Source organism: Seminibacterium arietis (genome assembly GCF_042675725.1).
Classification (GTDB): Bacteria; Pseudomonadota; Gammaproteobacteria; order Enterobacterales; family Pasteurellaceae; genus Seminibacterium; species Seminibacterium arietis.
In genome coordinates, this window is sequence record NZ_JBHTJN010000004.1 from 118071 (window position 1) to 141918 (window position 23848).

Consider the following 23848-nt stretch of genomic DNA (forward strand, 5'->3'; position numbering starts at 1 on the left):
AATCTACTGAGGCGACTTTTCTTGAGTCGCTTCTTTAATACGTTGATAGATTTCCTCACGATGGACTGAAACTTCTTTCGGTGCATTTACACCAATTTTTACCTGATTTCCACGAACGCTAAGAATCGTAATAGATACTTCATCACCAATAAGTAAACTTTCACCAATTTTTCTGGTTAAAATCAGCATAGAGTCCTCTTTAAATAAAATAAACAAAATATAACTTATAAGATTGTAAACACTCTAAATCACTGAGTAATTACAAGCTAATGTTACCTGATTTATTCATTGAAAGTTACTAATAAATTAAAAAGTTGTGAGTTAGCACACAAAAATTTTTAATTACAAATGAGAATGTAACCATTCCGAACAAATTGATAACGCTTTTGTTACATTTTCAGGTTGAGAACCTCCAGCCATTGCCATATCAGGACGACCACCACCTTTTCCAGCTACTTGCTGAGCCATTACATTAACTAGCTCACCAGCTTTTACTTTATTAGTTAAATCAGTAGTAACACCAACAATCAAATTAACTTTTCTATCAACTACTGATGCAAACGCAATCACAGCTGAACCAAGTTGATTTTTAAGATCATCTACTATCACACGCAAGGACTTACTTTCTACGTTATCAAGCTGCTTTATGATCACTGAAGTTTCATTAATTTTTACTGCACTTTGCACTAAGCTAGATCCCGCTTGCATAGCCGCTTTTTCTTTCAATTGATTCAACTCTTTTTCGGATTTCTTAGCTTTGTCTTGTAACTGCTGAATTTTTTCAGCTAAAGAATTAACATCAGATTTCAATAAATCTGCACTTTGTTGCAAAATATCTTGCTGCTGTTGTAACCAGTTAATTGCAGTTTCGCCAGTCACTGCCTCAATACGACGAACACCAGCTGCTATTGCTGACTCACTGATAATTTTAAATAAGCCAATATCACCAGTACGTTTTACATGCACCCCACCACACAATTCCATAGAAAAATCTCCCATAGAAAGCACTCGTACTTTTTCAGCATATTTTTCACCAAATAGTGCCATTGCTCCTTTAGCTTTCGCCATTTCTAAATCCATGATGTCAGTTTCAACTGGATTATTAGCTCTAATTTGCTCATTAACAATTTGTTCAATTTGCATAAGCTGTTGCTTATTGATAGCTTCGGGCTGGGAAAAATCAAAACGCAAAATATTATCTCCTACAAGAGATCCTTTTTGACTAATATGTTCGCCCAATACTTGACGTAATGCTGCGTGCAGTAAATGTGTTGCACTATGGTTCAAGGAAATTTTTGTTCTACGATCAATATCAACTACGGCATTAACATTATCACCAACTTTCAGTGAACCACGAACTAATTCGCCAATATGCCCAAATACTTGACCATATTTCTGAGTATCATTTACTGTGAAATGTAAATCTTGTCCTGCTAAATAACCACTATCGCCGATTTGCCCACCAGATTCACCATAAAATGGCGTATTTTCTAAAATAACAACCGCACTTTGACCACTTGAAATGCTTTCAACAGATTTTCCATCGTGAAAAAGTGCGGTAACTTTCGCTAAACTTTCAGATTCTGTATAGCCTTCAAATTCAGTAGAACCATCTACACGAATAACATTGCTGTAGTCTGCACCAAATTGGCTAGCTGATTGAGCTCGTTGTCGCTGAGCCTCCATTTCACGTTCAAAACCAGTTTCATCTACGCCAATATTTCGCTCACGACACACATCAGCTGTTAAATCTAGCGGGAAACCATAAGTATCATATAGTTTAAATGCGACCTCACCAGACAATACATTTCCTTTGACTTGCATTAGAGCTTCATCTAAGAGTGTTAATCCTCTCTCTAAAGTACGTGCAAATTGTTCTTCTTCTAATTTTAATAAACGTTCAACAGTCACTTGATTTTCTTTAACTTGTTTACCAGCTTCTGCCATAACATCAATTAAAGTAGGTACTAACTTATAGAAAAAGCTACCTTTTGCCCCAAGTAAATGCCCATGTCGCACTGCTCGCCGAATAATCCGACGTAATACATAACCACGACCTTCATTTGACGGAATTACGCCATCTGCAATTAAATATGCACAAGAACGAATATGATCAGCTATCACACGCAACGACTTATTAGTTAAATCTTTTTCTCCAGTCAATGCTGCAACTTTTGCTATCAGAGTTTGGAAAATATCAATATCATAATTTGAATTTACATGCTGTAATACCGCAGAAATTCGCTCTAGTCCCATCCCTGTATCTACAGAAGGTTTTGGTAATTTTTCCATTGAACCGTCGGCTTGGCGGTTAAATTGCATAAAAACGATATTCCAAATTTCAATATAGCGATCACCATCTTCTTCAGGAGAACCTGGTGGTCCACCCCAAATATGATCACCGTGATCATAGAAAATCTCAGTACAAGGTCCACAAGGTCCTGTATCTCCCATTTGCCAAAAGTTATCCGAAGCGTAGGCTGCACCTTTATTATCACCAATACGAATTATTCGTTCTGCTGGAATACCAACCTCTTTATGCCAAATATCGTAGGCTTCATCATCACTTTGATACACCGTCACCCATAATTTTTCTTTTGGTAAGCCAAGCCATTGCGGTGAAGTTAAAAATTCCCAACCAAATTTTATCGCATCTTGTTTGAAATAATCTCCAAAGCTAAAATTTCCCAACATTTCAAAAAAAGTATGATGACGAGCTGTATAACCCACATTCTCTAAATCATTATGCTTTCCACCTGCTCTTACGCAACGTTGTGCTGTTGTTGCACGACTATAGGGACGTTTATCCATCCCTAAAAACACATCTTTAAACTGGTTCATACCTGCATTGGTAAATAGCAAAGTAGGATCGTTATGTGGTACTAACGAACTGCTTTCAACAATTTGATGCCCTTTACTATGAAAAAAATCAAGAAAAGATTTTCTAATTTCTGCTGTTGTCTTCATTGATAAACCTTATTGATTATCTATACTTATAGTCTTATGTATATTGTAGATCCACTTATTTTGTCATACTTTTTAAGTTTAGAGAATGGATTTTTATTAGATCAGAAGAGAAAATTGTTTACTACAAATAAAAAAGACCGAATTAATATTAATTCGGTCTTAACTATTAAAATAAATTATCATTCTTCTCTTAAAGGAACAACTAACATATCTACAGTAATAATATTCATCACTTGACGAGTTGATGACATTAATTTACTCCAAAAATCTTGATGATGACCTGTTACAAGCAAATCTACATTATATTTTTCAATAGCATCTGATAGCACTTGTCCTAGATCACCACTGCCACTTAATTTTTCTGATACTGGATGAGGTGACTGCTCAGCAAGTTGCATTAATGCTTTATGAGTTTCTGTTGAGACTTGATCTTGCATAGATGATAAATTTACATCGATCAATCCAGTATAGAGATCAGAAAAATTTACATCTACGTGAATCATTGACAATTTTGCATCACACTTTTGTGCGATTTTTGCTGCTTTTTGGAGTAAAACTGAACTTTCTTCAGAAAGATCCACTGCTACTAATACGTGTTTATACATAATTGCCTCCTTGTATGAGTTGCGATTGTTTAACTATTTTGTAGTAAGATATTATCACTATTCAAACAAAAAAAATATGATGTTGATCACAATTTTGAAAAAGGCAATTTTTTATTTTAAATTGCATTGCTAAAATTTATCTTAAAACTAACCGCACTTAGAGAAGAAAAAAATGATTTATTCTATTCAAGATTTTATTCAACTTATTGCTAAATTAAGAGATCCTAACGAAGGTTGCCCTTGGGACTTAAAACAAAATTACTATAGTATGATTCCTTGTTTATTGGAAGAAAGTTATGAAGTAGTTGAAGCTATTGAGCAAAATAATACTGCTAATTTAAAAGAAGAGTTAGGCGATCTTTTGTTACAAGTCGTTTTTTTAAGCCAATTAGCTGCAGAAGAAAAACGCTTTACTTTTGATGATGTCGTACATTCTGTCGCAAAAAAAATCTACCGCCGTCACCCTCATGTATTTGGTACTAACAAAGCTAATAATGAACAAGAAGCTCTATCTAGTTGGAATGCAATAAAGTCATTAGAAAATGAAGAAAAAGGGCAAACTTCTATATTAGATAATGTTCCTATCGCATTTCCCGCACTGATGAGAGCAGAAAAATTACAAAAACGGTGTGCTAAAATTGGTTTTGATTGGCAAAATATCGAAGGCGTTTTAGCAAAAGTAGAAGAAGAATTGGCTGAGGTCAAACATGAAATAGCTCAACAATCAGTCAATCAAGATAACATTACTGAAGAAGTAGGTGATCTTCTATTTGCTGTAGTTAATTTATCTAGACATTTAAAATGCTCAGCAGAAGAAAGCCTCCGCTCTGCTAACAATAAATTTGAACGTCGTTTCCGTCGAATTGAAGAAAAATTGAACCAATCTAATAAAACGCTAGAACAATGCTCTTTATTTGAAATGGATCTGATTTGGAATGAAGTAAAACAAGAAGAAAAGTCAAACTTGCTCTCATAAAACGACTTTATCTATTTAACTATAGTTGATTTTTTTATTAGTACTAAAAAAGACTAAAGTAAATACTTTAGTCTTTATACTTGATAAATTTCAATTATATGACATTAGATTTAACAAGTTCCCCATAAATCGTATTCATCTGCATGAGTAATTTTTACTGAAACAATTTGTCCTACTTTAATCTGCTGTTGAGATTCATTGTCTACATAAACAAGACCATCAATTTCAGGGGTATCAGCCATTGAACGTCCAATAACAGTTTCATTATCAACTTCATCGATAATTACCGCTAGCGTTTTACCTACTTTTTGTTGTAATTTTGCAGCGGAAATTTTCTGTTGTAATTGCATAAAACGATGAAATCTTTGCTCTTTTATATCTTCAGGCACTTGCTCCAACATATCTGTTGCCACTGCCCCTTCTACTGGACTAAATTTAAAACAGCCAACACGATCTAACTGAGCTTCCTGTAAAAAGTCCAATAATTGCTGAAAATCTTCTTCCGTTTCTCCAGGGAATCCCACAATAAACGTCGAGCGTAAAGTTAGATCTGGACAAATTTCACGCCATTTTTTAATTCGCTCTAAAGTGCGGTCAATTGTACCAGGTCTTTTCATCGCTTTGAGTACTTTCGGGCTAGCATGCTGCAAAGGAATATCTAGGTAAGGCAGAATTTTTCCTTCCGCCATTAATGGAATAAGCTCATCTACGTGCGGATAAGGATACACATAATGTAAACGAATCCAAAGTCCTAATCCCCCTAATTCACGGCATAAACTTAATAAATTATTTTTTATAGGTTTGCCGTTCCAAAAAATAGTTTTGTTTTGGTTTTCTTTAGGTAAATCAAGAGAATAAGCCGATGTATCTTGAGAAACTATTAATAGTTCTTTTACTCCAGCATCTGCTAAACGCTTTGCCTCATCTAAAATTTGAACAATTGATCGACTATCTAAATCTCCTCTCAAAGAAGGAATAATACAAAAAGTACAACGATGGTCACAACCTTCAGAAATTTTCAAATACGCATAATGTTTTGGTGTTAACTTTACGCCTTGCTGAGGTAATAAATTTACATAAGGGTTATATTTAGGCTTCGGAACATATTTATGTACTTGTTCCATGACAGTTTCATAGCTATGTGGTCCACTCACTTCTAATACTTTTGGATGAACTTCTCTAATGCGATCTTCTTTTGCACCTAAACAGCCTGTTACAATTACTCGCCCATTTTCTTCTAAAGCCTCACCAATTGCCTCTAAAGACTCTTGCACAGCACTATCAATAAAACCGCAAGTGTTAACTATTACTAAATCCGCATTTTCATAGCTTGAAATGATATTATATCCTTCCGCTCGTAGTTCTGTTAGAATTCGTTCAGAATCAACTAAGTTTTTAGGGCAACCTAAACTAATAAACCCTACATTTGGGGCTAAACTCATACAAAAATCTCAATAATTATAGATAGGACAATTATTCTACAAAATTCTTCATCAGAAAACATGTAAAAAAATCAATAAAAGACCGCACTTTAAGCAATTTAAACTCAAAGTGCGGTTATTTTATATAATCATATTAATGGCTACAACCACCTTTGCCACCACAGCAACCATCATGAGCATGCTCATGATGATGGTGATGATGCCCGCCACAGCCACAACCATGACCTTCTTCATCACTATCATGGTGTCCACCACAACAACCACCTTCTTGATGAAGATGACCATGTGCAATTTCTTCTAACGTTGCCTCTCGAGTCGCAATTACTTCAACTTCAAACAACAACTCTTGCCCTGCTAGCATATGATTTCCATCAACAACAACTTCAGTCTCACCAACTTCAGTAATCACCACAGGTAAAGGTCCAATATCTGTATCAGCAATAAATCGCATACCAACAACTAACTCATCAACGCCTTCAAATACATCTTTCGGTACTCGTTGAACCATATTCTCATTGTATTCACCATAAGCTTCTTCTGGTTTAACTTTTACTGAAAATTTATCTCCAACGGATTTTCCTTCCAAAGCATTTTCTAGACCAATCACTAAATTTTGATGACCTTGCAAATACTCTAAAGGTTGATTTGCTGGAGCTTCATCAACTAACACGCCATCTTCTGTACGTACTTGATAAGCAATACTTACTACAACATTTTTTGCAACTTTCATTCATTACCTCATTGCTGACTAAAATGGTGCCTATTGTAACGGAAATCTAATAGACTGTCATTCGTTAATCTTTTACTACACGCTTGATGATAATTATCAATTAAATATTATTTAATTAATACATATGAAACTCAACTATTGTCATTCCAAAGGAAAGAGTTCTATAGCGAGATCAGATCAAACTATACCCAGTCATGACGACTCGGTATAGTAAATGAAAGGAGTTATTTCTTTATTTTAATCCTGCAGCTTCCAACAATTTAATTGCATTGTCTTTATCTGCTTTTGTTGTTACTGAAACTATTGGAGCTTCTAATTTTGCAATTGGTTCCATATTAAATGCAGAAACAACATCAGAACGTAATGGATATTCTGCTCGCACAGAAACAAGTGCTTCTTGACCTTTTTTACTTGCTAGAAATTCAACAAATTTCTTCGCTTCTTTTTTATTTTTTGACGATTTCAATACTGCGGCACCAGAATAAGTAACTAATGCACCTGGATCTTGATTACGCACAAAATTCAAACGACTATTGATATTGTCAAATCCTTTTTCTTTTCCATACGCATACCAATAATAGTTATTAATTAAAGCCGCTGGAATTTCACCATTCTCAACTGCTTGTAAAGCAACACTGTTCTTCGCATATGGTTTACCATTTTCTTTTAAACCTTTTAACCAATCAAGTGCTACTTTTTCTCCTTTCAGTTTAGTAATTGCAATAACTTGTTCTAAAAAAGCACCTGAAGTAGGAGCATAACCAATTTTGCCTTTCCATTTAGGAGTTGCATAATCTAACACTGATTTTTCTAAATCGTTCTCGGAAAGCATATTTTTGTTATAAACAACTACTCTAGCACGACCACTCAAGGCAACCCAGTCTTTTTTCGGTGCAAGTGGAACTCCCTTTTGTTGGGTTTGTTTAATTATATTATTCGATAGGGGTTCTAATAAACCAGCTTCAGAAAGGGTAACTAAAGGTGGAATTTGCTCTGAGTAAAAGACATCAGCAGGGCTTTTGTTACCTTCTTCCCGTAATTGACCAGCAAGTTGATCGGTTTTTGCACTATTTACTGTTACTTTAATACCTGTTTCTTTAGTAAATGCTTCAACAACCGCTTTTGTAGCTTCTTTGTGCTGACCATTATATACCACAATATCAGCTAAACTTACTCTCGGTAACATTAAAGCAGAAAAAAGTAACGCAAATTTAAAACTAGATTTCATTTAACTATTCCTTATATTAAAACTAAAACTTATCCGTGCTTCGCTCACTTCACTATGAACGAATCGTGGCAAGAATAGCATATATGCAACCAAAAACAAATAGTAATTATTCTTTTTTTCAAAAAATGCAATATAACTATATATAGTTATATTTATTAAATAAAAATATTAAATTGATGAGTACACTCGCATAGTATAAACTTGCTACTTCATTGATACATAACTAAATAAAAACACAATAGTCGCTGAATAAAAAACAATATCTTATGAAAGTAAATAATACTCAAACTCTTCTTCCATTACCTCTTAAACTGTTAATTTTAGCAATCAGTCTATTACTGATATGTCCTTTTTTATATGTTATTTTAAGAACGTATACAGTTGGTATTGAACGCAGTATAGAATTACTATGGCGTCCAAGGATGTGGGAACTATTGAGTAATACTTTAATACTCGTGTTTTCAGTAACTATCTTAGCAATGACTATTGGTGTATTTTGTGCATTTTGTTTAGAACGTTATCATTTTTGGGGAAAGTCCTTTTTTAGCGTGTCCATGGCATTACCACTCTGTATTCCTGCTTTTGTCAGCTGTTTTACTTGGATTAGTTTAACTTTTCGAGTAGAAGGCGTTTTCGGTGCTATTATGATAATGACATTAAATTCTTTTCCTCTTACTTATTTACCTGTATCCGCCACATTAAAACGTTTAGATCGCTCATTAGAAGACATTAGCTTTTCCTTAGGAAAAAGCAAGATATATACATTTGTCCATGTTCTTTTGCCACAACTTAAACCCGCACTTGGGAGTAGTCTTTTACTAATCGCTCTACACATGCTTATAGAGTTTGGTGCTGTTTCCATTTTAAACTATCCAACTTTTACAACTGCTATTTTTCAAGAATATGAAATGTCTTTTAATAATAATGTAGCGGCCCTACTTTCTGCGGTACTCATGGTAATTTGTATATTCATTGTATTTGGTGAAATAAAACTAAGAGGACAAAACAAATTGTATCGTAGTGGAAAAGGAGTAATAAGATCTTATCAGCCAATTACACTTCCTCTATATAAACAAATTCCCATTATTCTTTTCTTTTTATTGCTTTTTATTCTAAGCATTGGAATACCATTTATAATGTTAATTTATTGGCTGATTATTGGAAATTCTAAAGGTAATATTCAAGATTATAGTGCTTTTTTTGAAGCATTCTTAAATTCAACAATCATTTCTGCTTTGGGGGCTACAATGACTGTCATTGGTGCTTTGCCATTAGTTTGGGCAGCAGTCCGTTATCGCACTTGTCTAAGTATATGGATTGACAGGCTACCTTATATTTTACACGCTGTACCAGGCATTATTATTGCACTTTCCTTAACTTATTTCACAATTAATTATGCTTACCCGTTTTATCAAACTTTCATTGTTATAGTGATTGCGTATTTTATGTTGTATCTTCCTATGGCACAGACAACATTACGTAGTGCTTTAGAACAGATCCCTGTAGATGTTGAAAAAATAGGGCAAAGTTTAGGACGTTCTCCTTTTTATATTTTTCGCACACTAACTATACCAGCCATGTTACCTGGTATTGCTGCTGCTTTTGCTTTAGTCTTTTTAAATCTAATGAAAGAATTGACCGCAACATTATTGCTAACTCCAAATGACATAAAAACACTCTCTATTGCAGTATGGGAATATACAAGTGATGCACAATATGCAGCCGCCACGCCTTATGCTACAATGCTGGTCTTTTTCTCTGCAATCCCTGTTTTTTTACTAAAAAAGTATGCTTTTAAATAAATCAATATTAGAAATTAACGGACTATCAAAAAATTTCAACGAAATTGAGGTATTAAATAATATTTCTCTTTCATTGAAAGAAGGTGAGCTTTTATTTTTATTAGGCTCTTCAGGTTGTGGAAAATCAACTTTATTAAGAATTATTGCTGGATTCGAACAAATAAACAAAGGTCGTATTTTTCTCTACGATAAACTTATTGCAAATGAAAAAAAATCTATTCCAATACAACAACGTAATTTAGGATATGTTGTCCAAGAAGGTGTCCTTTTCCCTCATTTAACTGTTTATCGTAATATTGCCTATGGATTGGGAAATGGCATGGGTAAAACTAAACAAGAAATCGATCGAGTGCAGGAAGTCATGGAACTCACTGGGATCAGCCACTTATCGCAACGTTTTCCTTATGAACTTTCGGGAGGACAACAACAACGTGTTGCTCTAGCAAGAGCATTGGCACCAAAGCCAAAGTTAATTTTGTTAGATGAGCCTTTTAGTGCATTAGATGAACATCTTCGTCATCAAATTCGTAAAGAAATGCTGAGTGCTCTACGAGAGAGTAATACTAGTGCATTATTCGTTACACACGATAGAGAAGAGGCTCTCACTTATGCAGACCGAATTGCAATCATGCAAAAAGGAAAAATTTTGCAAATTGACACGCCTTATAATTTATATTGGCATCCCCAAACTCGTGAAACCGCAAAGTTTATTGGAACAGTTATTGAATTTGATGCCGTAGCTGATCAGAAAGGAGAATACATTCACTGTCCATTGGGAAAAATACTAATTCATCAAAATGAGAAATATCAAAACAAACATGGTATTGTTTTATTTCGCCCTGAACAATTTAGTCTATTTACCGAAAACATGGAAAATGATTTTACACATTTTGAGGCAACAATAGTAAAAATAATTTCTAGCGGGTTAAAAATAAGGCTACTTTTAGCTGTAAACAACACTCAATTTATGCTGGAAACTCAACTAATCCCAACGCATCAGCCTAAGTTAAAAATCGGAAAAAAAATCAACATTACTTTACAAGGATGTGGATTATTTTACTCAACTAAATGAGTATATTAATCAAATTAAATGCGTGAAAACTCACGCATTTTTTGTTAATTATTCAGTGAAATACGAGCTTCAATACGAACTTTAATATTTGTTTTTGGGCTACTTAAATATATTTCAGGAGCATCATAAGAAACGCTTCTTGATTTTACTGCCGCACTATAGACTTTGGGATTAAAATCGTTCTGCTCTACTGGTGGAAACACATTTAATTCAATAATTTGATAGCTTTTCGCTTGTAGAGATTGTTGAATAACTAAAGCCTTATGTTGCATTTTATCTAATACTTGTTTAGTCATTTCATCTTCGACAGTGGAAAGTGCAGTAGAAGATAAAGATGAAGTAATAGATTCTATTGCTAGAACACCGTCAAGAGCAGATATTGCTTGAGATAAGATTACATTATCTTTACTTTGCAAAACTAACTGACCTCGAGCAATCCAGCCATTTTGCTTTCCTGAAGAATCATATCTTATTTGTGTTGAACGTGAATTTTCCTGAATATTAACCGCACTAAAGGATTTCAAAATATCCAGTGCTTGTACAATTTTTTTATTCACACTTGTTGTTGCAACCAACAAATCACTGTTCTCTGTTTGAATAAATAAACTTGCTGTTTGTAAATCATAAGGGATTTCTCTTTCCACTTCAGCATTGAATAATACTGTACTTATATTAGAAATGGTGGATTCTTGTTGATTCCCATAACTCACTATTGGAAATAACCATAAGATAAAAAAAAGTAATCTTAGTCGCATAGCAACTCCTTAATCAATAAAATCACTCTTCATAGACATATTACTAATGTTTCGCTGTAAACAATTAACTCTGATAAAAACGTGGTATCTTTTTACCTTACTCTCTCATACAATTACACTTAACCTCTATCATATTCATCCACATCATCAACTAAAAACTCACCATCCTCACCATATTCATCATCTGTTGCATTTGGATCTTCAAAATAAGTTCCCCAACCATCATAAGTCCCTTTATATTTTTTTACTAGTGGTAGCAACTCCTGTTGCTGAAGGTCAATTAACTCTGGCTTAAGATGGATTTCGCTAATGACATCAAAGCAAAAAACAATATTTCCTTCCTCATCTTCTAATTCTTCAGCTTCAGATACCTCATAACCAAGTTTAAAAGCATCAACAGCAATTTTTTCCAATTGTTCAAAATTACTGTGTGCAATATGATGTTCGATAATATACAGTGCATTGGGATCACTGCCGTCATTTAATAAACTACTAATAATCTCTCTCGTCTCTTGTTGAAATTGCTCAACTTGCATCATACAAATTCCTTCATAAAATATTACCCGCACTTATTGTAGCATTTTTAAATAAAAAATCTGCTCATATTCAACAAAGATATTATGATGCAAAAAATTTATTTAATAAATAACAAAGCCCTTGTTAAAACAAGGGCTTTTAGAATAAATTAGTTCATCGTGATTATTTTTTCAGTACTAGCACAATAGATTCACCACCAACGACTTCACCAGATTTTTTTTCCATGCTACTAATTTCATCCATATTAGAAATCACTACAGGAGTTAAAACTGACTTTGCTTTAGATTCTAAAAGTTCTAAATCAAATTCAATCACTGTATCTCCACGCTTAACAGCCTGTCCTTCTTGTGCAACTCGAGTAAATCCTTCACCTTTTAACTCTACTGTATCTATCCCAAAATGAACAAATAATTCAACGCCTTCTTTAGACTCCATTGAAAAGGCATGATTTGTTTCAAAAATCTTACCAATAACGCCATCAACAGGGGCAACCATTTTATTACCTGTAGGACGAATAGCAACACCGTCGCCCACTATTTTTTCTGAAAAAACAACATCTGGTACATCTTCAATATTTACAATATCACCAGAAATAGGTGCATAAATTTCCACATTAATGGCTTTACTGTCTTTTGAACCAAATAATTTATCAAAAAATCCCATTCTCATTCTCCTACCAGTAACTGTTAACCCTATTCTAGCGTAAAAAGCTCGTAATTGATACCCTAATTTAATGCTTTTTCAGCTAAAAAATCAACTACTAACGATTCAATTTCAGCTATCGTTGCTTGTTGTAAAGCTTTTTCCGCTAACTCTTTCGCATCCTGATAATTAACATTGCGGATTAATTTCTTAATACGAGGTACAGATATTGCACTCATGCTAAATTCATCTAATCCCATACCTAGTAATAAAATAGCGGCTTTTTCATCACCAGCCAATTCACCGCACATACCCGTCCATTTGCCTTCAGCATGCGATGCGTCAATTACTTGTTTAATCAATGCTAATACAGATGGACTCATTGGATTATAAAGGTGCGAAATCAATTCATTACCGCGATCAACTGCTAATGTGTATTGAGTTAGATCGTTCGTACCAATACTAAAAAAATCAACTTCTTTCGCTAGGAATTTAGCGTTCACAGCTGCTGATGGAGTTTCTACCATAACACCAATTTGAATTTGATCGTCAAAGGCTTTATTTTCTGTTCGCAATTCTTGTTTGAGAACGTCAATCACTGATTTTAACTCTCTAATTTCTTCTACAGAAATAATCATTGGAAACATTACTGCAAGTTTACCAAAAGCAGAAGCACGTAATACTGCTCTCAATTGTGCGGTCAAAATTTCACGGCGATCTAATGCAATGCGAATAGCTCGCCAACCTAAAAATGGATTCATTTCTTTTGGTAAATTTAAGTAAGGTAATTCTTTATCTCCACCAATATCCATAGTACGCAAAATTACTAACCGCCCTTTCATTGCTTCAACTACTTCTTTATAAGCAATAAATTGCTCTTCTTCGGTTGGTAATTGATCGCGATCCATAAATAAAAATTCTGTACGATATAACCCGACTCCTTCAGCTCCATTACGATCCACACCTTCTACATCGCGAATAGTCCCTATATTGGCAACTACATCAACATGATGTCCATCAAGAGTCAACGCAGGAAGATCTTTTAATTTTGCTAATTCTGCTTTTTCTTCTAGCAACTGAGCTTGCAAAAGCTTGAGTCTTTCAATATCTTCCTCTTTTGGATTAACATAAACTTGATTATTAATTGCATCAAGAATCAAATAATCTCCAGTGTTCACTACTTCAGTTACATTATTTGTGCCTACAATCGCAGGCAACTCTAATGATCGAGCCATAATAGATGTATGTGAAGTACGTCCCCCAATATCAGTTACAAAACCTAAAACTTTTTCTAGATTTAATTGTGCAGTTTGTGATGGAGTAAGATCATAAGCTACTAAAATAACTTCTTGATTAATATCACCCAAATCAACAATATGCATACCCAAAATATTCTTTATTAAACGATTACCAATGTCTTGGATGTCTCCTGCTCGTTCTCTTAAATATTCATCATCAATTTCGGATAGCATTGTTACTTGTTGATTAATAATAGTATTTGCAGCTACGCTCGCATTTACTTTGTTCGAACGCAAATAGTCAATAATTTCTTCTTCAAGTTCTTCATCTTCTAGGATCATTAAGTGACCTTCAAAAATGGCAGCCTTTTCTTCACCCAATGAAGAATAAGCTCGATCCTTGATAGATGTTAACTGCTCAATCGCTGCTGCTCTTCCTTCATAAAAGCGAGCAATTTCAACTTCAATTTGATCATCTGTAATTTTCTGTGTATCAAAAACAATTTTTTCTTCTTTCAGAACTAATGCTTTACCAAATACAACGCCTGGTGATGCGGGAATACCTGAAATCATGTGTAACCTTCAAAATGATTAAATTAAACTTTCCAATCGAAATGAAAAAAGCCATAAAGTATTACATTTAGAATGAGATTTAATACCACTTCACGGCTAATTCCGCCTAGCTCTCTTACTCTAAAGTAGGAATAAGAGCAACTAAATGTTCAACAGCTTTTTCTTCGTCTTCACCATCTGCTGAAATTGTAATCACTGTCCCTTGCGTCAGACCTAGAGTTTGCAATTTAAACAAACTTTTAGCACTAGCACTTTTTCCAGCAGAAGTTACAGTAACATCAGAACTAAATGCTTTGGCTTCTTTCACAAATTGTGCTGCTGGACGAGTATGTAAACCGTTAGGTGCAATAATTTCAACATCTTTTGAGTACATAATTGTATCCTCTTCTTAATAAATGGTTTAACTATTCAATAAAATCGATAGACTAGTTATTAGTGTATAACGTCTTCTTATTTATTTTATATAAAAAAATAAATCTGAGGGTAGTATCAAAGGAAGTAAAACAATAATCAAGCGTAATTGCTGTAAAATTTGACTCAAGTCACAAAAAAGGTCAAAAAAAGAGTGTTTTTTGACCGTGGATTAACTTTTATTTAACGCTTTACTCTGTAGAAAAATGCCGTTGAGATTTGTTTTCTGTTAAACCAGCAATTAAACGATGATAATTTTCAAAACGTAGAGGGTGAATTTTACCTTGCTCTACTGCTAAACGTAATGCACATTCTGGATCTTGTGCATGTTTACAATCTCGAAATTTGCAAGCTCCTAAAAAATAATGAAACTCTCTATAACCTTTAGTAATTTGGTCGGGTTGTAAATGCCATAATCCAAATTCTCTAATTCCAGGAGAGTCTATTAAATCCCCTCCTTGTGGCAAGTGATATAACTTCGAAACCGTAGTTGTGTGTTGTCCTAGCCCTGAAATTTCACTCACATCACCTACTTGAGCATTTACTTGTGGCAAAAAATAATTAATCAAACTGGATTTGCCAACGCCTGACTGCCCAACAAAGATAGATGTACCTTGTGCTAAAAGTGAGGTCAAATTTTCCATATTTTCACCACTTTTGGCTGAAATCAATAAAGTTTGGTAGCCAATATTCTGATAAATCGCTAATAAATTTTCCGTTTCTAACCGCTCTTTTTCGTCTAATAAATCCGCTTTATTTAAAACAATTACCGCAGGAATTTTCGCAGTTTCACAAATAACCAAATAACGATCGATAATATTTAATGATAACTTTGGCAAAACAGCAGAAACAATGATTATACGACTAATGTTAGCCGCCATTATTTTCATCCCATCATAATAATCTGGACGTGCTATTTCATTGTCTCGAGGTAATACGGCTTCAATTACGCCATTTACTCCTTGTAAATTCTCTTTTCCTTGCCGCCAAATAACGTAATCACCAACGACAAGGCTCGTCAACGTACGACGTAAATTACAACGAAAAATTTGACCACTCTTTGTTTCTACATCCGCATGCAAAGAATAACGGCTCACAACTCTACCCTCTTGTGAATCGCCTAACATTTCATCAAGCCATTCAAAATCCTTTTTTTCTTTTCGCTGATGACGATGATGAATTTTTGCATTGTTTGATTGAATTCGCCGTTTTTGATTTTGTGTTAATTTTCGTTTAGCCAAGATAAATCCTTAAACTGCGGTGAGTTTTTTGATAAAGTAATACAAATTTACTATAGGATACCCTAAATTATGCAATTAAATAAAGAAAATCTAATTTGGATTGATCTCGAAATGACAGGACTTGATCCCAAAAAAGACCGTATTATCGAAATAGCTACTATTGTTACAGATAAAGATCTTAATATTTTAGCCGAAGGTCCTGTTCTTGCAATTAAGCAATCTAATCAATTATTGGATAATATGGATGCTTGGTGTACGAAAACCCACACCGAAAACGGTCTGATTGAGAGAGTAAAAAATAGCAAGCTAACCGAAAGAGCTGCTGAACTTCAAACTCTTGATTTCCTTAAAAAATGGGTAGAAAAAGGTCATTCACCAATTTGTGGTAATAGTATTGCACAGGATAAACGTTTTCTATATGAATACATGCCTGATCTCGCTAACTATTTTCATTATCGCCATCTTGACGTTAGTACGTTAAAAGAGTTAGCTCGTCGTTGGAAACCCAGTATTTTATCGGGTTTTAAAAAGAAAAATTGCCATTTAGCTTTAGACGATATTAAAGAATCTATTGCGGAGTTAGCTTATTATCGTAATCATTTTATTTGTTTAAATGAAAAATAGCTGTTCAATATGCTGAATAACTAAGCAAGTGTAAAATTTTTTTTAATTGTTCTTGTCAGAAAAAAATTTTTTCGTATAATACAACGCATTCTTTATGAAAGAATAGAGTTGCGGGAATAGCTCAGTTGGTAGAGCACAACCTTGCCAAGGTTGGGGTCGCGAGTTCGAGCCTCGTTTCCCGCTCCATTTTTTCTGTCGTATGTTAAATCTACTCAATGCGGGAATAGCTCAGTTGGTAGAGCACGACCTTGCCAAGGTCGGGGTCGCGAGTTCGAGCCTCGTTTCCCGCTCCAAAAAGTTAACTTATTTCATTATTTGGAAACATAAAAGGATTTAGTCCTGAACGAGAAAAACCTTTTGATTCCATTTCTATATCAAGAAAAATGCTCGAGAGATCATCGGCAATAGGTTCTAAATAAGGATCTTTTTCTTGATACATTACTTTAAGATAAGTGTAGCAATCTTCGCAAGTTTCTGTTCGTACAGCTGAAAATTCATTATCCAACACCCAGTATTCTAAATTGTTAGTTTGATCACACTGACTACATTTAGCCCTCACAACATTCCATTCTGTTTCACATAATGAACAATGTAAATAACGTAGTCCTTGTGTGGCACCTAACTGAATTACACTTGCTACTGGTGGAGCATTACATATAGGACAACAATGCAAATTTTCTGTATTTTTTAATTCCGCATTATGAGGGATTTGTTGCACTAACTGTAACCAGTATAATGATAGGGCAGCCCAAATAAATACCGCTTTATCGCTACTCACTTTTTCATATTGTTGAGCTAGTAAATAATCAGCTAATTGATTAATTTGATCACTGTGAGCCTTTTCTAGCCACTCAATAGTAGCGAGCGTCAGCTCATTAGCATCAGGCTTAATTTTTTCTAGTAACAACATTAAAATTTTCAACCAGTCTTCAGAGCGTTTCCAGTGTATTCCATAAAAAGGATTATTAGCAAGTGCGGTACAAGAACAAGAAATTTCTTCTAACTGTGCTTGTTGGGGCAAAGGTTGCTGTGTCAAAATTTCTAATTGTGCTGTACTAATTTTAGCAGCAAACCGTAAATAATCGCCTAATGGACTATTTTTTGCTAAAGCCTCAAGACGTGCTGTTCTACGCTGATAAATATTTTTCGGATTAGCAAAAAGTAATATAGGTGTATTAAAATCTGTCGACATCTTTTTAATTTCAGATTTTGGTAGAATTCGGATTCCCATGATATTTTATAAACTTCGTTAAATGTTTTAGAACAAAGTGCGGTAATATTTACCGCACTTTTCCCTTAGATTTGATAATTAATTAGCTTCTGTTCGCAATTGTGATTTGTTTTTATCCATTTTTTCTTGCTCTTTAGATTGTTGTTCAGCTAATTCTTTTTCCAACTTAGGCAATACTTCTTCACGATACCATCTCGGATGATGTTTTTTAGCCCAACGAACTGTCACCCAACCTTCAATCATGCTACGAATCGAGCCTTTTACCCAAAATGCCATATAAATATGAACCATAATGCCTGTAAATAACATGAAAGCACAAGATGAGTGTAACAAAATCGCAATGCGAATTACAGGAACAGGAAAATAATGAGAAAAAAATTGCCGCCACATAATAATACCTGTGACTAACAATAGTAACATTGATAAAATCAAGCTCCAGAACAGCATTTTTTGACCAAGGTTATACTTACCATTATCTGCAACATCATGTTCATTACCTTTTAGTACTTCTACAATTCCAAGTAACCAAGGTATATCCGATTTCTCAGGAAAATTATGACGCCAATAAATTAATGCAAGATTAATAAAGGCAACAAACATTACCAATCCAGTAAATGGGTGAACAAAACGAGCAAGTCGTGGATTACCTAAAATTTCAGTAAGCCATGAAAAATCAGGAAAGAAAAACGCTAAACCTGATAGCCCAGTAGTGAAAAAACAGATCACAAGTAACCAGTGACTAAGGCGAGCAGGTAATCTGTGTCGAATAATTTTATGATCATTACTGATTTCAATTTTCTTCTGAGTCATGATCTCCCCCATTTTGTGCATGATGATCTTCTACATCTTCTTCATTGTTTGGTCCAAATGATACATAATGTGCAATTTCTGCCAACACTAGACCGCCCATCGCTAGTGCTGCTGCTGGTTTAAGTACATCTTTCCAAAGCGTAATAGAAAGATCAATACCAGGATCTTTTGGTAACCCTGAATAAAGCTCTGGTCGGTCAGCATGATGTAAAACATACATTACGTGAGTTCCACCAACTCCTTCAGGATCATATAATCCTGCATTTTCATAGCCACGAGATTTTAAATCCGCAATACGAGTTTCTGCGTAGTGCTTCATTTCTTCTTTGCTACCAAAACGAATTGCTCCCGTTGGACAGGTTTTTACACAGGCAGGTTCCTGTCCCACAGTAACACGATCTACACAAAGCGTACATTTATATACGCGATTATCTTCTGGATTCATCCGTGGTACATTGAATGGACAGCCCGCGATACAATAACCACAACCAATACATTTATCTGATTGAAAATCAACAATACCATTCGCATATTGAATTATTGCTCCTGGAGTTGGACATGCTTTTAAACATCCAGGTTCAGAACAATGCATACAACCATCTTTACGAATAAGCCATTCTAAACGGTCATTTTCTTCCACTTCATTGAACCGCATAACAGTCCATGCTTTAGCATTCATATCAATTGGATTATCGTAAACACCTACGCATTTTTGCGGTTCCGTGCGTAAATCATTCCATTCAGAGCAAGCTACTTGACAAGCTTTACAACCAATACAAGTCGTCACATCAATTAATTTAGCAACTTCAACTTGATGATCTCTTGCATGAGGTGGGGGCGTTAACTCAGAAGTTGCGGAAACTTTTATTACATTTTGAGATTGAACTCCACTTCCATTCATCATAATACATCCACCCTTTCCAAATTAACTAAAAACGTTTTATATTCAGGAGTTTGAGAATTTGCATCACCTACACGTGGAGTTAACGTATTGGCAATAAAGCTTTTACCTGCGACACTTGAAAATCCCCAGTGAATAGGAATTCCAATAGTATGAACTCGTTTACCATGAATCATAAGTGGCTTAACTCGCTTAGTTACTACTGCAACAGCCTTGATATAACCACGTTTTGAACTGACTTTTACCATATCGCCTTTTGCAATACCTTTTTCTTGAGCCAGTTCCTCACTTATTTCTACAAAACCTTGTGGCTGAGTAATCATATTCAATAAATTTTGAGCAGTCCATGCATGAAAATGTTCAGTCAAACTATAGGTCGTGCCAACATAAGGATATTCTACCGCACTTCCAAAAGTTTCACGGTCATTTTCTAAAATACGAGCTGCTGGATTTGACACTACATTTGGATGTAATGGATTTGTTCCAATTGGACTCTCAATTGGTTCATAATGTTCAGGAAGTGGACCGTCACCAATACGTTTTAAGGCAAAAATTCCCCCCACTCCATCATCTTGCATAATGAATGGCATAGTTGGAGAATTTGGTGGGGCGTTACCATAATCAGCAATATCAATATAATTCCAGTTTTTGCCATTCCATTTCACTAATTGTCGTTTTGGATCCCACGGCTTACCAGAAAGATCTGCACTAGCACGATTATATAAAACACGACGATTAGCAGGCCAAGCAAATGACCAACCGAGAGTATTACCTAAGCCTGACGGATCACTATTGTCACGACGATCCATCATATTACCTTTTTCAGTCCACTGACCTGTATAAATCCAACAACCAGCAGCTGTTGAACCGTCATCACGCAAATGAGAAAAAGATGACAACAATTCGCCTTCTTTAGCAATTAGTTTGCCACTAGCATCATACAAGTCTTGTAAAGCATAACCATTACTTTCTTTCGCTATTTCATGAGCTTTTGGTTCTAATGGATTCGCATAATTCCATGTCATAGCCTCAAAAGACTCTAAACCGCGTCCACCTTCTTTGTGATATAGTTCTAACATGTGATGACGAATTTCTGAGAAAATATCTACATCTGGTTTAGCTTCATGTGGTGGTTCAGTAGCTTTATAATGCCATTGCAACCAACGACCTGAATTAGCAATTGACCCATCTTCTTCAGCAAAACACACTGTTGGTAAACGAAATACTTCTGTCTGAATAGTTGAAGGATCAACGTCATTCATTTCACCATGATTTTGCCAGAAATTAGATGTCGCTGTTTCAGTTGGATCAAGTACAACAAAAAATTTCAATTGGCTTAAAGCATGCACTACACGATTTTTATCAGGATAAGATGAGACAGGATTGTAACCTTGACAAATAAAGCCATTAATTTTTCCATGTGACATCATGTCCATAAAACGAAACGGATCGTAAAAAATATCCCATTTAGGTAAATATTGATAACCAAACTCATTTTCTTCGGTTGCTTTGTCACCATAAAAAGATTTAAGCAAACTTACCATAAATTTAGGCGTATTTTTCCAATAATTGACTTGACCTGCCATTACATCTTTCGGTGTAGTACGAGCTAAATATTTCTCTAATGTCGTATCATTTTCATGCGGTAGTGATAAATATGCAGGCAATGCCATTGGTGATAATCCCATATCTGTTGCACCTTGCACATTTGAATGTCCTCGTAATGCATTGACTCCACCACCAGCCATACCAATATTGCCTAAAAGTAACTGAATCATCGCCATAGAACGAATATTCTGAGTTCCTACAGAGTGCTGTGTCCAACCTAGAGCATAAAGGAAAGTTGCAGTTTTATTGGGTGCAGAAGTTTCTGCTAAGGCTTCACATACAGTTTGAAAGGCTTTTTCAGTTACACCAGTGATATTAGAGACCATTTCAGGTGTATAGCGTTCAACATGTTGTCTCAGTAAATTAATCACACAACGAGGATGTTGCAATGTTAAATCTCGTTTTGGTTGACCATTTTCATCAGTTTGATAACTCCAAGTAGATTTATCTGTATATTGTCCACTAACTTCATCGAAACCACTGAAAAAACCGTCTTCAAATTTAAAACCTTTATTAATCAAAAAAGAAGCATTGGTATAATGCTTAACGTATTCGTGTTGAATTTTATCATTACGTAATAAATATCGTATAACGCCTAACAAGAAAGCAATATCAGTACCTGGACGAATTGGTGAATAAAAATCCGATACTGATGCAGTACGATTAAAACGAGGATCGATAACAAATAATTTTGCTTTATTCGTTTTTTTTGCTTCAATCACCCATTTAAAACCCACTGGATGAGCTTCTGCGGTATTTGCTCCCATCACAATGATTAAATTAGCATTTTTAATATCAACCCAATGATTAGTCATTGCCCCTCGTCCAAAAGCAGAAGCTAATGCTGGTACCGTTGGACCATGGCAAGTTGCAGCTTGATTATTTAACGCCATGATTCCAAGTGATCTTGCCCATTTGTGAGAAATCATACAAGTTTCATTACTAGTAGCAGATGAAGCTAACATGCCCGTAGTCAACCAACGATTGACTCTTGTGCCTTTTTCGTTATATTCAACAAAATTAGCATCACGATCATCTTTCAATAAACGTGCAATACGAGAAATCGCTTCTTCCCAAGAAATGCGAACCCATTTATTTGAACCTGGTGCACGATATTCTGGATATTTTAATCGATTAGGACTATTAACAAAGTCTAATGCACCCGCCCCTTTTGGACAAAGTGAACCTCGACTGACAGGGTGATCGGGATCACCCTCAATATGAATGAGTTTATACTGTGCATTTTTTGCACCATCGCCTAGACTATACATCAACATTCCACAGCCTACGGCACAGTATGTGCAGTTATTACGTGTTTCTTTAGCTCGCAATAATTTATATGAACGAGGTGCAGCTAATGCGGTTGATGGAGTAAATCCCAACATTGCTGCTGATGTTCCCGCCATACCACCTGCACAGATCTTAAAAAACTTACGTCTGGAGACCTGCATTTGTGATACCCCCGCCTAATCCTATTAGGCATTTCAAGTAGTAGTAGATTATTTCGTTTCTATTTTTAGTTAGCTTTATTTTGTTTGAGAATTACGAAAATTTTCATTAGAATAACTAACTAAAAAACAAACATATAATAACACTTTTTTGACAAAAATCACTATTTCAGGGTAAAAATGTGAACTCCATCACAAAAAAAGAAATTTTATCTTTTGCAAATTTAACAAAATCACAACAGACTTTCTCAAAAATTGATTGTCTCACTACAAGAGAAGATAATTTAGCAAACGAAATTCCTGTCGCTCTTGTGTATAACGGTATTTCTCACACAGTAATGATGTGTAGCCCACAAAATTTAGCTGATTTTGCTATTGGATTTTCTCTTAGTGAAGGGATTATTGATAAAGCGACTGATATATTTGCTATCGATGAGTTAGAAACGCATAATGGCATTGAAGTGCGAATTGAGCTATCGAGTCGTTGTTTTATGCGATTAAAAGATATGAGACGAACACTTGCAGGACGCACAGGTTGTGGGATCTGCGGTTCTGAACAATTAGAACAAATTCATAAAAAATTGCCAATTTTACACCACACTTTACACTTTCCAATTTCTCAACTTGAAAATTGTCTAGTCCAATTAACTCAAGCTCAGGCATTGGGAGCTGTAACTGGTTCAACTCATGCTGTAGGATTTTTTGATCAAGATGGCAAGCTACTTGCTATTCGAGAAGATATTGGACGTCATGTTGCACTAGATAAAATACTTGGCTGGCATGCTACACAGCAAAATTTACAAGGTTTTCTATTAACAACGAGCCGTGCAAGTTATGAAATGGTCCAAAAAACAATTTCCTGCAAAATTGAAATGTTAGTAGCAATGTCAGCGGCAACGGATTTTGCGGTAAAAATTGCTGAACAGCATAACTTGAGCTTGATCGGTTTTGCTCGCAAAGAACGAGCCACAATCTACACTGGTAAAGAGCGGTTAATCATTTAGTAT

Annotated in this window: 21 protein-coding genes and 2 tRNA genes; 7 read left to right on the forward strand and 16 right to left on the reverse strand. The window is 35.0% G+C overall.

Going from position 1 to position 23848, the window contains the following annotated elements:
* Positions 1 to 3: 3 nt before the first annotated feature.
* The 3 genes from csrA to uspA all read right to left on the reverse strand — a co-directional run bounded on the left by csrA (position 4) and on the right by uspA (position 3572).
* Positions 4 to 189 carry a carbon storage regulator CsrA gene (csrA, locus tag ACFQ02_RS01535; RefSeq protein ID WP_380818430.1) on the reverse strand — a complete coding sequence of 62 codons (186 nt, stop codon included), beginning with the start codon at positions 187 to 189 and terminating at the stop codon, positions 4 to 6.
* 153 nt (positions 190 to 342) lie between these two features.
* Positions 343 to 2967 (reverse strand): alanine--tRNA ligase, encoded by a 2625-nt coding sequence (alaS, locus tag ACFQ02_RS01540; protein WP_380818433.1) that lies wholly within the window; start codon positions 2965 to 2967, stop codon positions 343 to 345.
* 179 nt (positions 2968 to 3146) lie between these two features.
* A complete protein-coding gene (uspA, locus tag ACFQ02_RS01545) occupies positions 3147 to 3572 on the reverse strand; it encodes a universal stress protein UspA (RefSeq protein ID WP_380818435.1) in 426 nt (141 codons plus the stop codon).
* Between the two features lie 172 nt (positions 3573 to 3744).
* Between uspA and mazG the strand changes: the two genes are divergently transcribed.
* The gene (mazG, locus tag ACFQ02_RS01550) at positions 3745 to 4548 is read left to right on the forward strand and encodes a nucleoside triphosphate pyrophosphohydrolase (RefSeq protein WP_380818437.1); all 804 of its coding nucleotides are present in this window, start codon (positions 3745 to 3747) and stop codon (positions 4546 to 4548) included.
* Positions 4549 to 4658: 110 nt separating this feature from the next.
* Here mazG and rimO read toward each other — a convergent pair whose 3' ends face one another.
* The 3 genes from rimO to ACFQ02_RS01565 all read right to left on the reverse strand — a co-directional run bounded on the left by rimO (position 4659) and on the right by ACFQ02_RS01565 (position 7948).
* A complete protein-coding gene (gene rimO / locus ACFQ02_RS01555; protein ID WP_380818441.1) occupies positions 4659 to 5990 on the reverse strand; it encodes a 30S ribosomal protein S12 methylthiotransferase RimO in 1332 nt (443 codons plus the stop codon).
* A 133-nt stretch (positions 5991 to 6123) separates the two neighbouring features.
* Positions 6124 to 6720 (reverse strand): peptidylprolyl isomerase, encoded by a 597-nt coding sequence (gene slyD, locus ACFQ02_RS01560; RefSeq protein WP_380818446.1) that lies wholly within the window; start codon positions 6718 to 6720, stop codon positions 6124 to 6126.
* Positions 6721 to 6952: 232 nt separating this feature from the next.
* Positions 6953 to 7948 (reverse strand): iron ABC transporter substrate-binding protein, encoded by a 996-nt coding sequence (locus ACFQ02_RS01565; RefSeq protein WP_380818449.1) that lies wholly within the window; start codon positions 7946 to 7948, stop codon positions 6953 to 6955.
* Between the two features lie 266 nt (positions 7949 to 8214).
* Here ACFQ02_RS01565 and ACFQ02_RS01570 point away from each other — a divergent pair, with 266 nt between their 5' ends.
* Together ACFQ02_RS01570 and ACFQ02_RS01575 are read left to right on the forward strand one after the other, a co-directional pair.
* The gene (locus ACFQ02_RS01570) at positions 8215 to 9750 is read left to right on the forward strand and encodes an ABC transporter permease (protein WP_380818452.1); all 1536 of its coding nucleotides are present in this window, start codon (positions 8215 to 8217) and stop codon (positions 9748 to 9750) included.
* Entirely contained in the window at positions 9737 to 10822 is a 1086-nt protein-coding gene (locus tag ACFQ02_RS01575) for an ABC transporter ATP-binding protein (protein WP_380818455.1), read from the forward strand. The genes ACFQ02_RS01570 and ACFQ02_RS01575 overlap by 14 nt, the downstream gene beginning before the upstream one ends.
* Positions 10823 to 10866: 44 nt before the next feature.
* Here ACFQ02_RS01575 and ACFQ02_RS01580 read toward each other — a convergent pair whose 3' ends face one another.
* The 6 genes from ACFQ02_RS01580 to rsgA all read right to left on the reverse strand — a co-directional run bounded on the left by ACFQ02_RS01580 (position 10867) and on the right by rsgA (position 16219).
* The gene (locus ACFQ02_RS01580) at positions 10867 to 11577 is read right to left on the reverse strand and encodes an SIMPL domain-containing protein (RefSeq protein ID WP_380818457.1); all 711 of its coding nucleotides are present in this window, start codon (positions 11575 to 11577) and stop codon (positions 10867 to 10869) included.
* Positions 11578 to 11696: 119 nt separating this feature from the next.
* Positions 11697 to 12116, reverse strand: coding sequence for a ribonuclease E inhibitor RraB (gene rraB / locus ACFQ02_RS01585; protein WP_380818460.1), 420 nt, complete (start codon positions 12114 to 12116; stop codon positions 11697 to 11699).
* Between the two features lie 160 nt (positions 12117 to 12276).
* A complete protein-coding gene (gene crr, locus ACFQ02_RS01590; RefSeq protein ID WP_380818463.1) occupies positions 12277 to 12777 on the reverse strand; it encodes a PTS glucose transporter subunit IIA in 501 nt (166 codons plus the stop codon).
* A 62-nt stretch (positions 12778 to 12839) separates the two neighbouring features.
* Positions 12840 to 14567, reverse strand: a complete 1728-nt coding sequence (gene ptsI / locus ACFQ02_RS01595; protein ID WP_380818466.1) for a phosphoenolpyruvate-protein phosphotransferase PtsI — start codon at positions 14565 to 14567, stop codon at positions 12840 to 12842.
* 115 nt (positions 14568 to 14682) lie between these two features.
* Positions 14683 to 14940: a phosphocarrier protein Hpr gene (gene ptsH / locus ACFQ02_RS01600; RefSeq protein ID WP_380818469.1), complete on the reverse strand. Its 258-nt coding sequence runs from the start codon at positions 14938 to 14940 to the stop codon at positions 14683 to 14685.
* A gap of 229 nt (positions 14941 to 15169) precedes the next feature.
* Positions 15170 to 16219 (reverse strand): small ribosomal subunit biogenesis GTPase RsgA, encoded by a 1050-nt coding sequence (gene rsgA, locus ACFQ02_RS01605; RefSeq protein ID WP_380818471.1) that lies wholly within the window; start codon positions 16217 to 16219, stop codon positions 15170 to 15172.
* 69 nt (positions 16220 to 16288) lie between these two features.
* Between rsgA and orn the strand changes: the two genes are divergently transcribed.
* From orn to ACFQ02_RS01620, 3 genes are all read left to right on the forward strand, one after another.
* A complete protein-coding gene (orn, locus tag ACFQ02_RS01610; protein WP_380818473.1) occupies positions 16289 to 16843 on the forward strand; it encodes an oligoribonuclease in 555 nt (184 codons plus the stop codon).
* Positions 16844 to 16953: 110 nt separating this feature from the next.
* Positions 16954 to 17029, forward strand: a tRNA-Gly gene (locus ACFQ02_RS01615).
* Between the two features lie 31 nt (positions 17030 to 17060).
* Positions 17061 to 17136: transfer RNA gene (locus tag ACFQ02_RS01620), tRNA-Gly, on the forward strand.
* A gap of 5 nt (positions 17137 to 17141) precedes the next feature.
* Here the strand turns inward: ACFQ02_RS01620 and fdhE are convergent.
* The 4 genes from fdhE to fdnG all read right to left on the reverse strand — a co-directional run bounded on the left by fdhE (position 17142) and on the right by fdnG (position 22844).
* Positions 17142 to 18074 carry a formate dehydrogenase accessory protein FdhE gene (fdhE, locus tag ACFQ02_RS01625; protein WP_380818476.1) on the reverse strand — a complete coding sequence of 311 codons (933 nt, stop codon included), beginning with the start codon at positions 18072 to 18074 and terminating at the stop codon, positions 17142 to 17144.
* A gap of 78 nt (positions 18075 to 18152) precedes the next feature.
* Positions 18153 to 18884: a formate dehydrogenase subunit gamma gene (locus ACFQ02_RS01630; RefSeq protein WP_380818479.1), complete on the reverse strand. Its 732-nt coding sequence runs from the start codon at positions 18882 to 18884 to the stop codon at positions 18153 to 18155.
* Positions 18865 to 19788, reverse strand: a complete 924-nt coding sequence (gene fdxH, locus ACFQ02_RS01635) for a formate dehydrogenase subunit beta (RefSeq protein WP_380818482.1) — start codon at positions 19786 to 19788, stop codon at positions 18865 to 18867. The genes ACFQ02_RS01630 and fdxH overlap by 20 nt, the downstream gene beginning before the upstream one ends.
* Positions 19785 to 22844, reverse strand: coding sequence for a formate dehydrogenase-N subunit alpha (fdnG, locus tag ACFQ02_RS01640; protein ID WP_380818484.1), 3060 nt, complete (start codon positions 22842 to 22844; stop codon positions 19785 to 19787). Before fdnG ends, fdxH begins: the two co-directional genes overlap by 4 nt.
* Positions 22845 to 23023: 179 nt before the next feature.
* On the opposite strand from fdnG, the gene fdhD reads away from it, so the two are divergent.
* Positions 23024 to 23845, forward strand: a complete 822-nt coding sequence (gene fdhD / locus ACFQ02_RS01645; protein ID WP_380818486.1) for a formate dehydrogenase accessory sulfurtransferase FdhD — start codon at positions 23024 to 23026, stop codon at positions 23843 to 23845.
* Positions 23846 to 23848 lie beyond the last annotated feature (3 nt).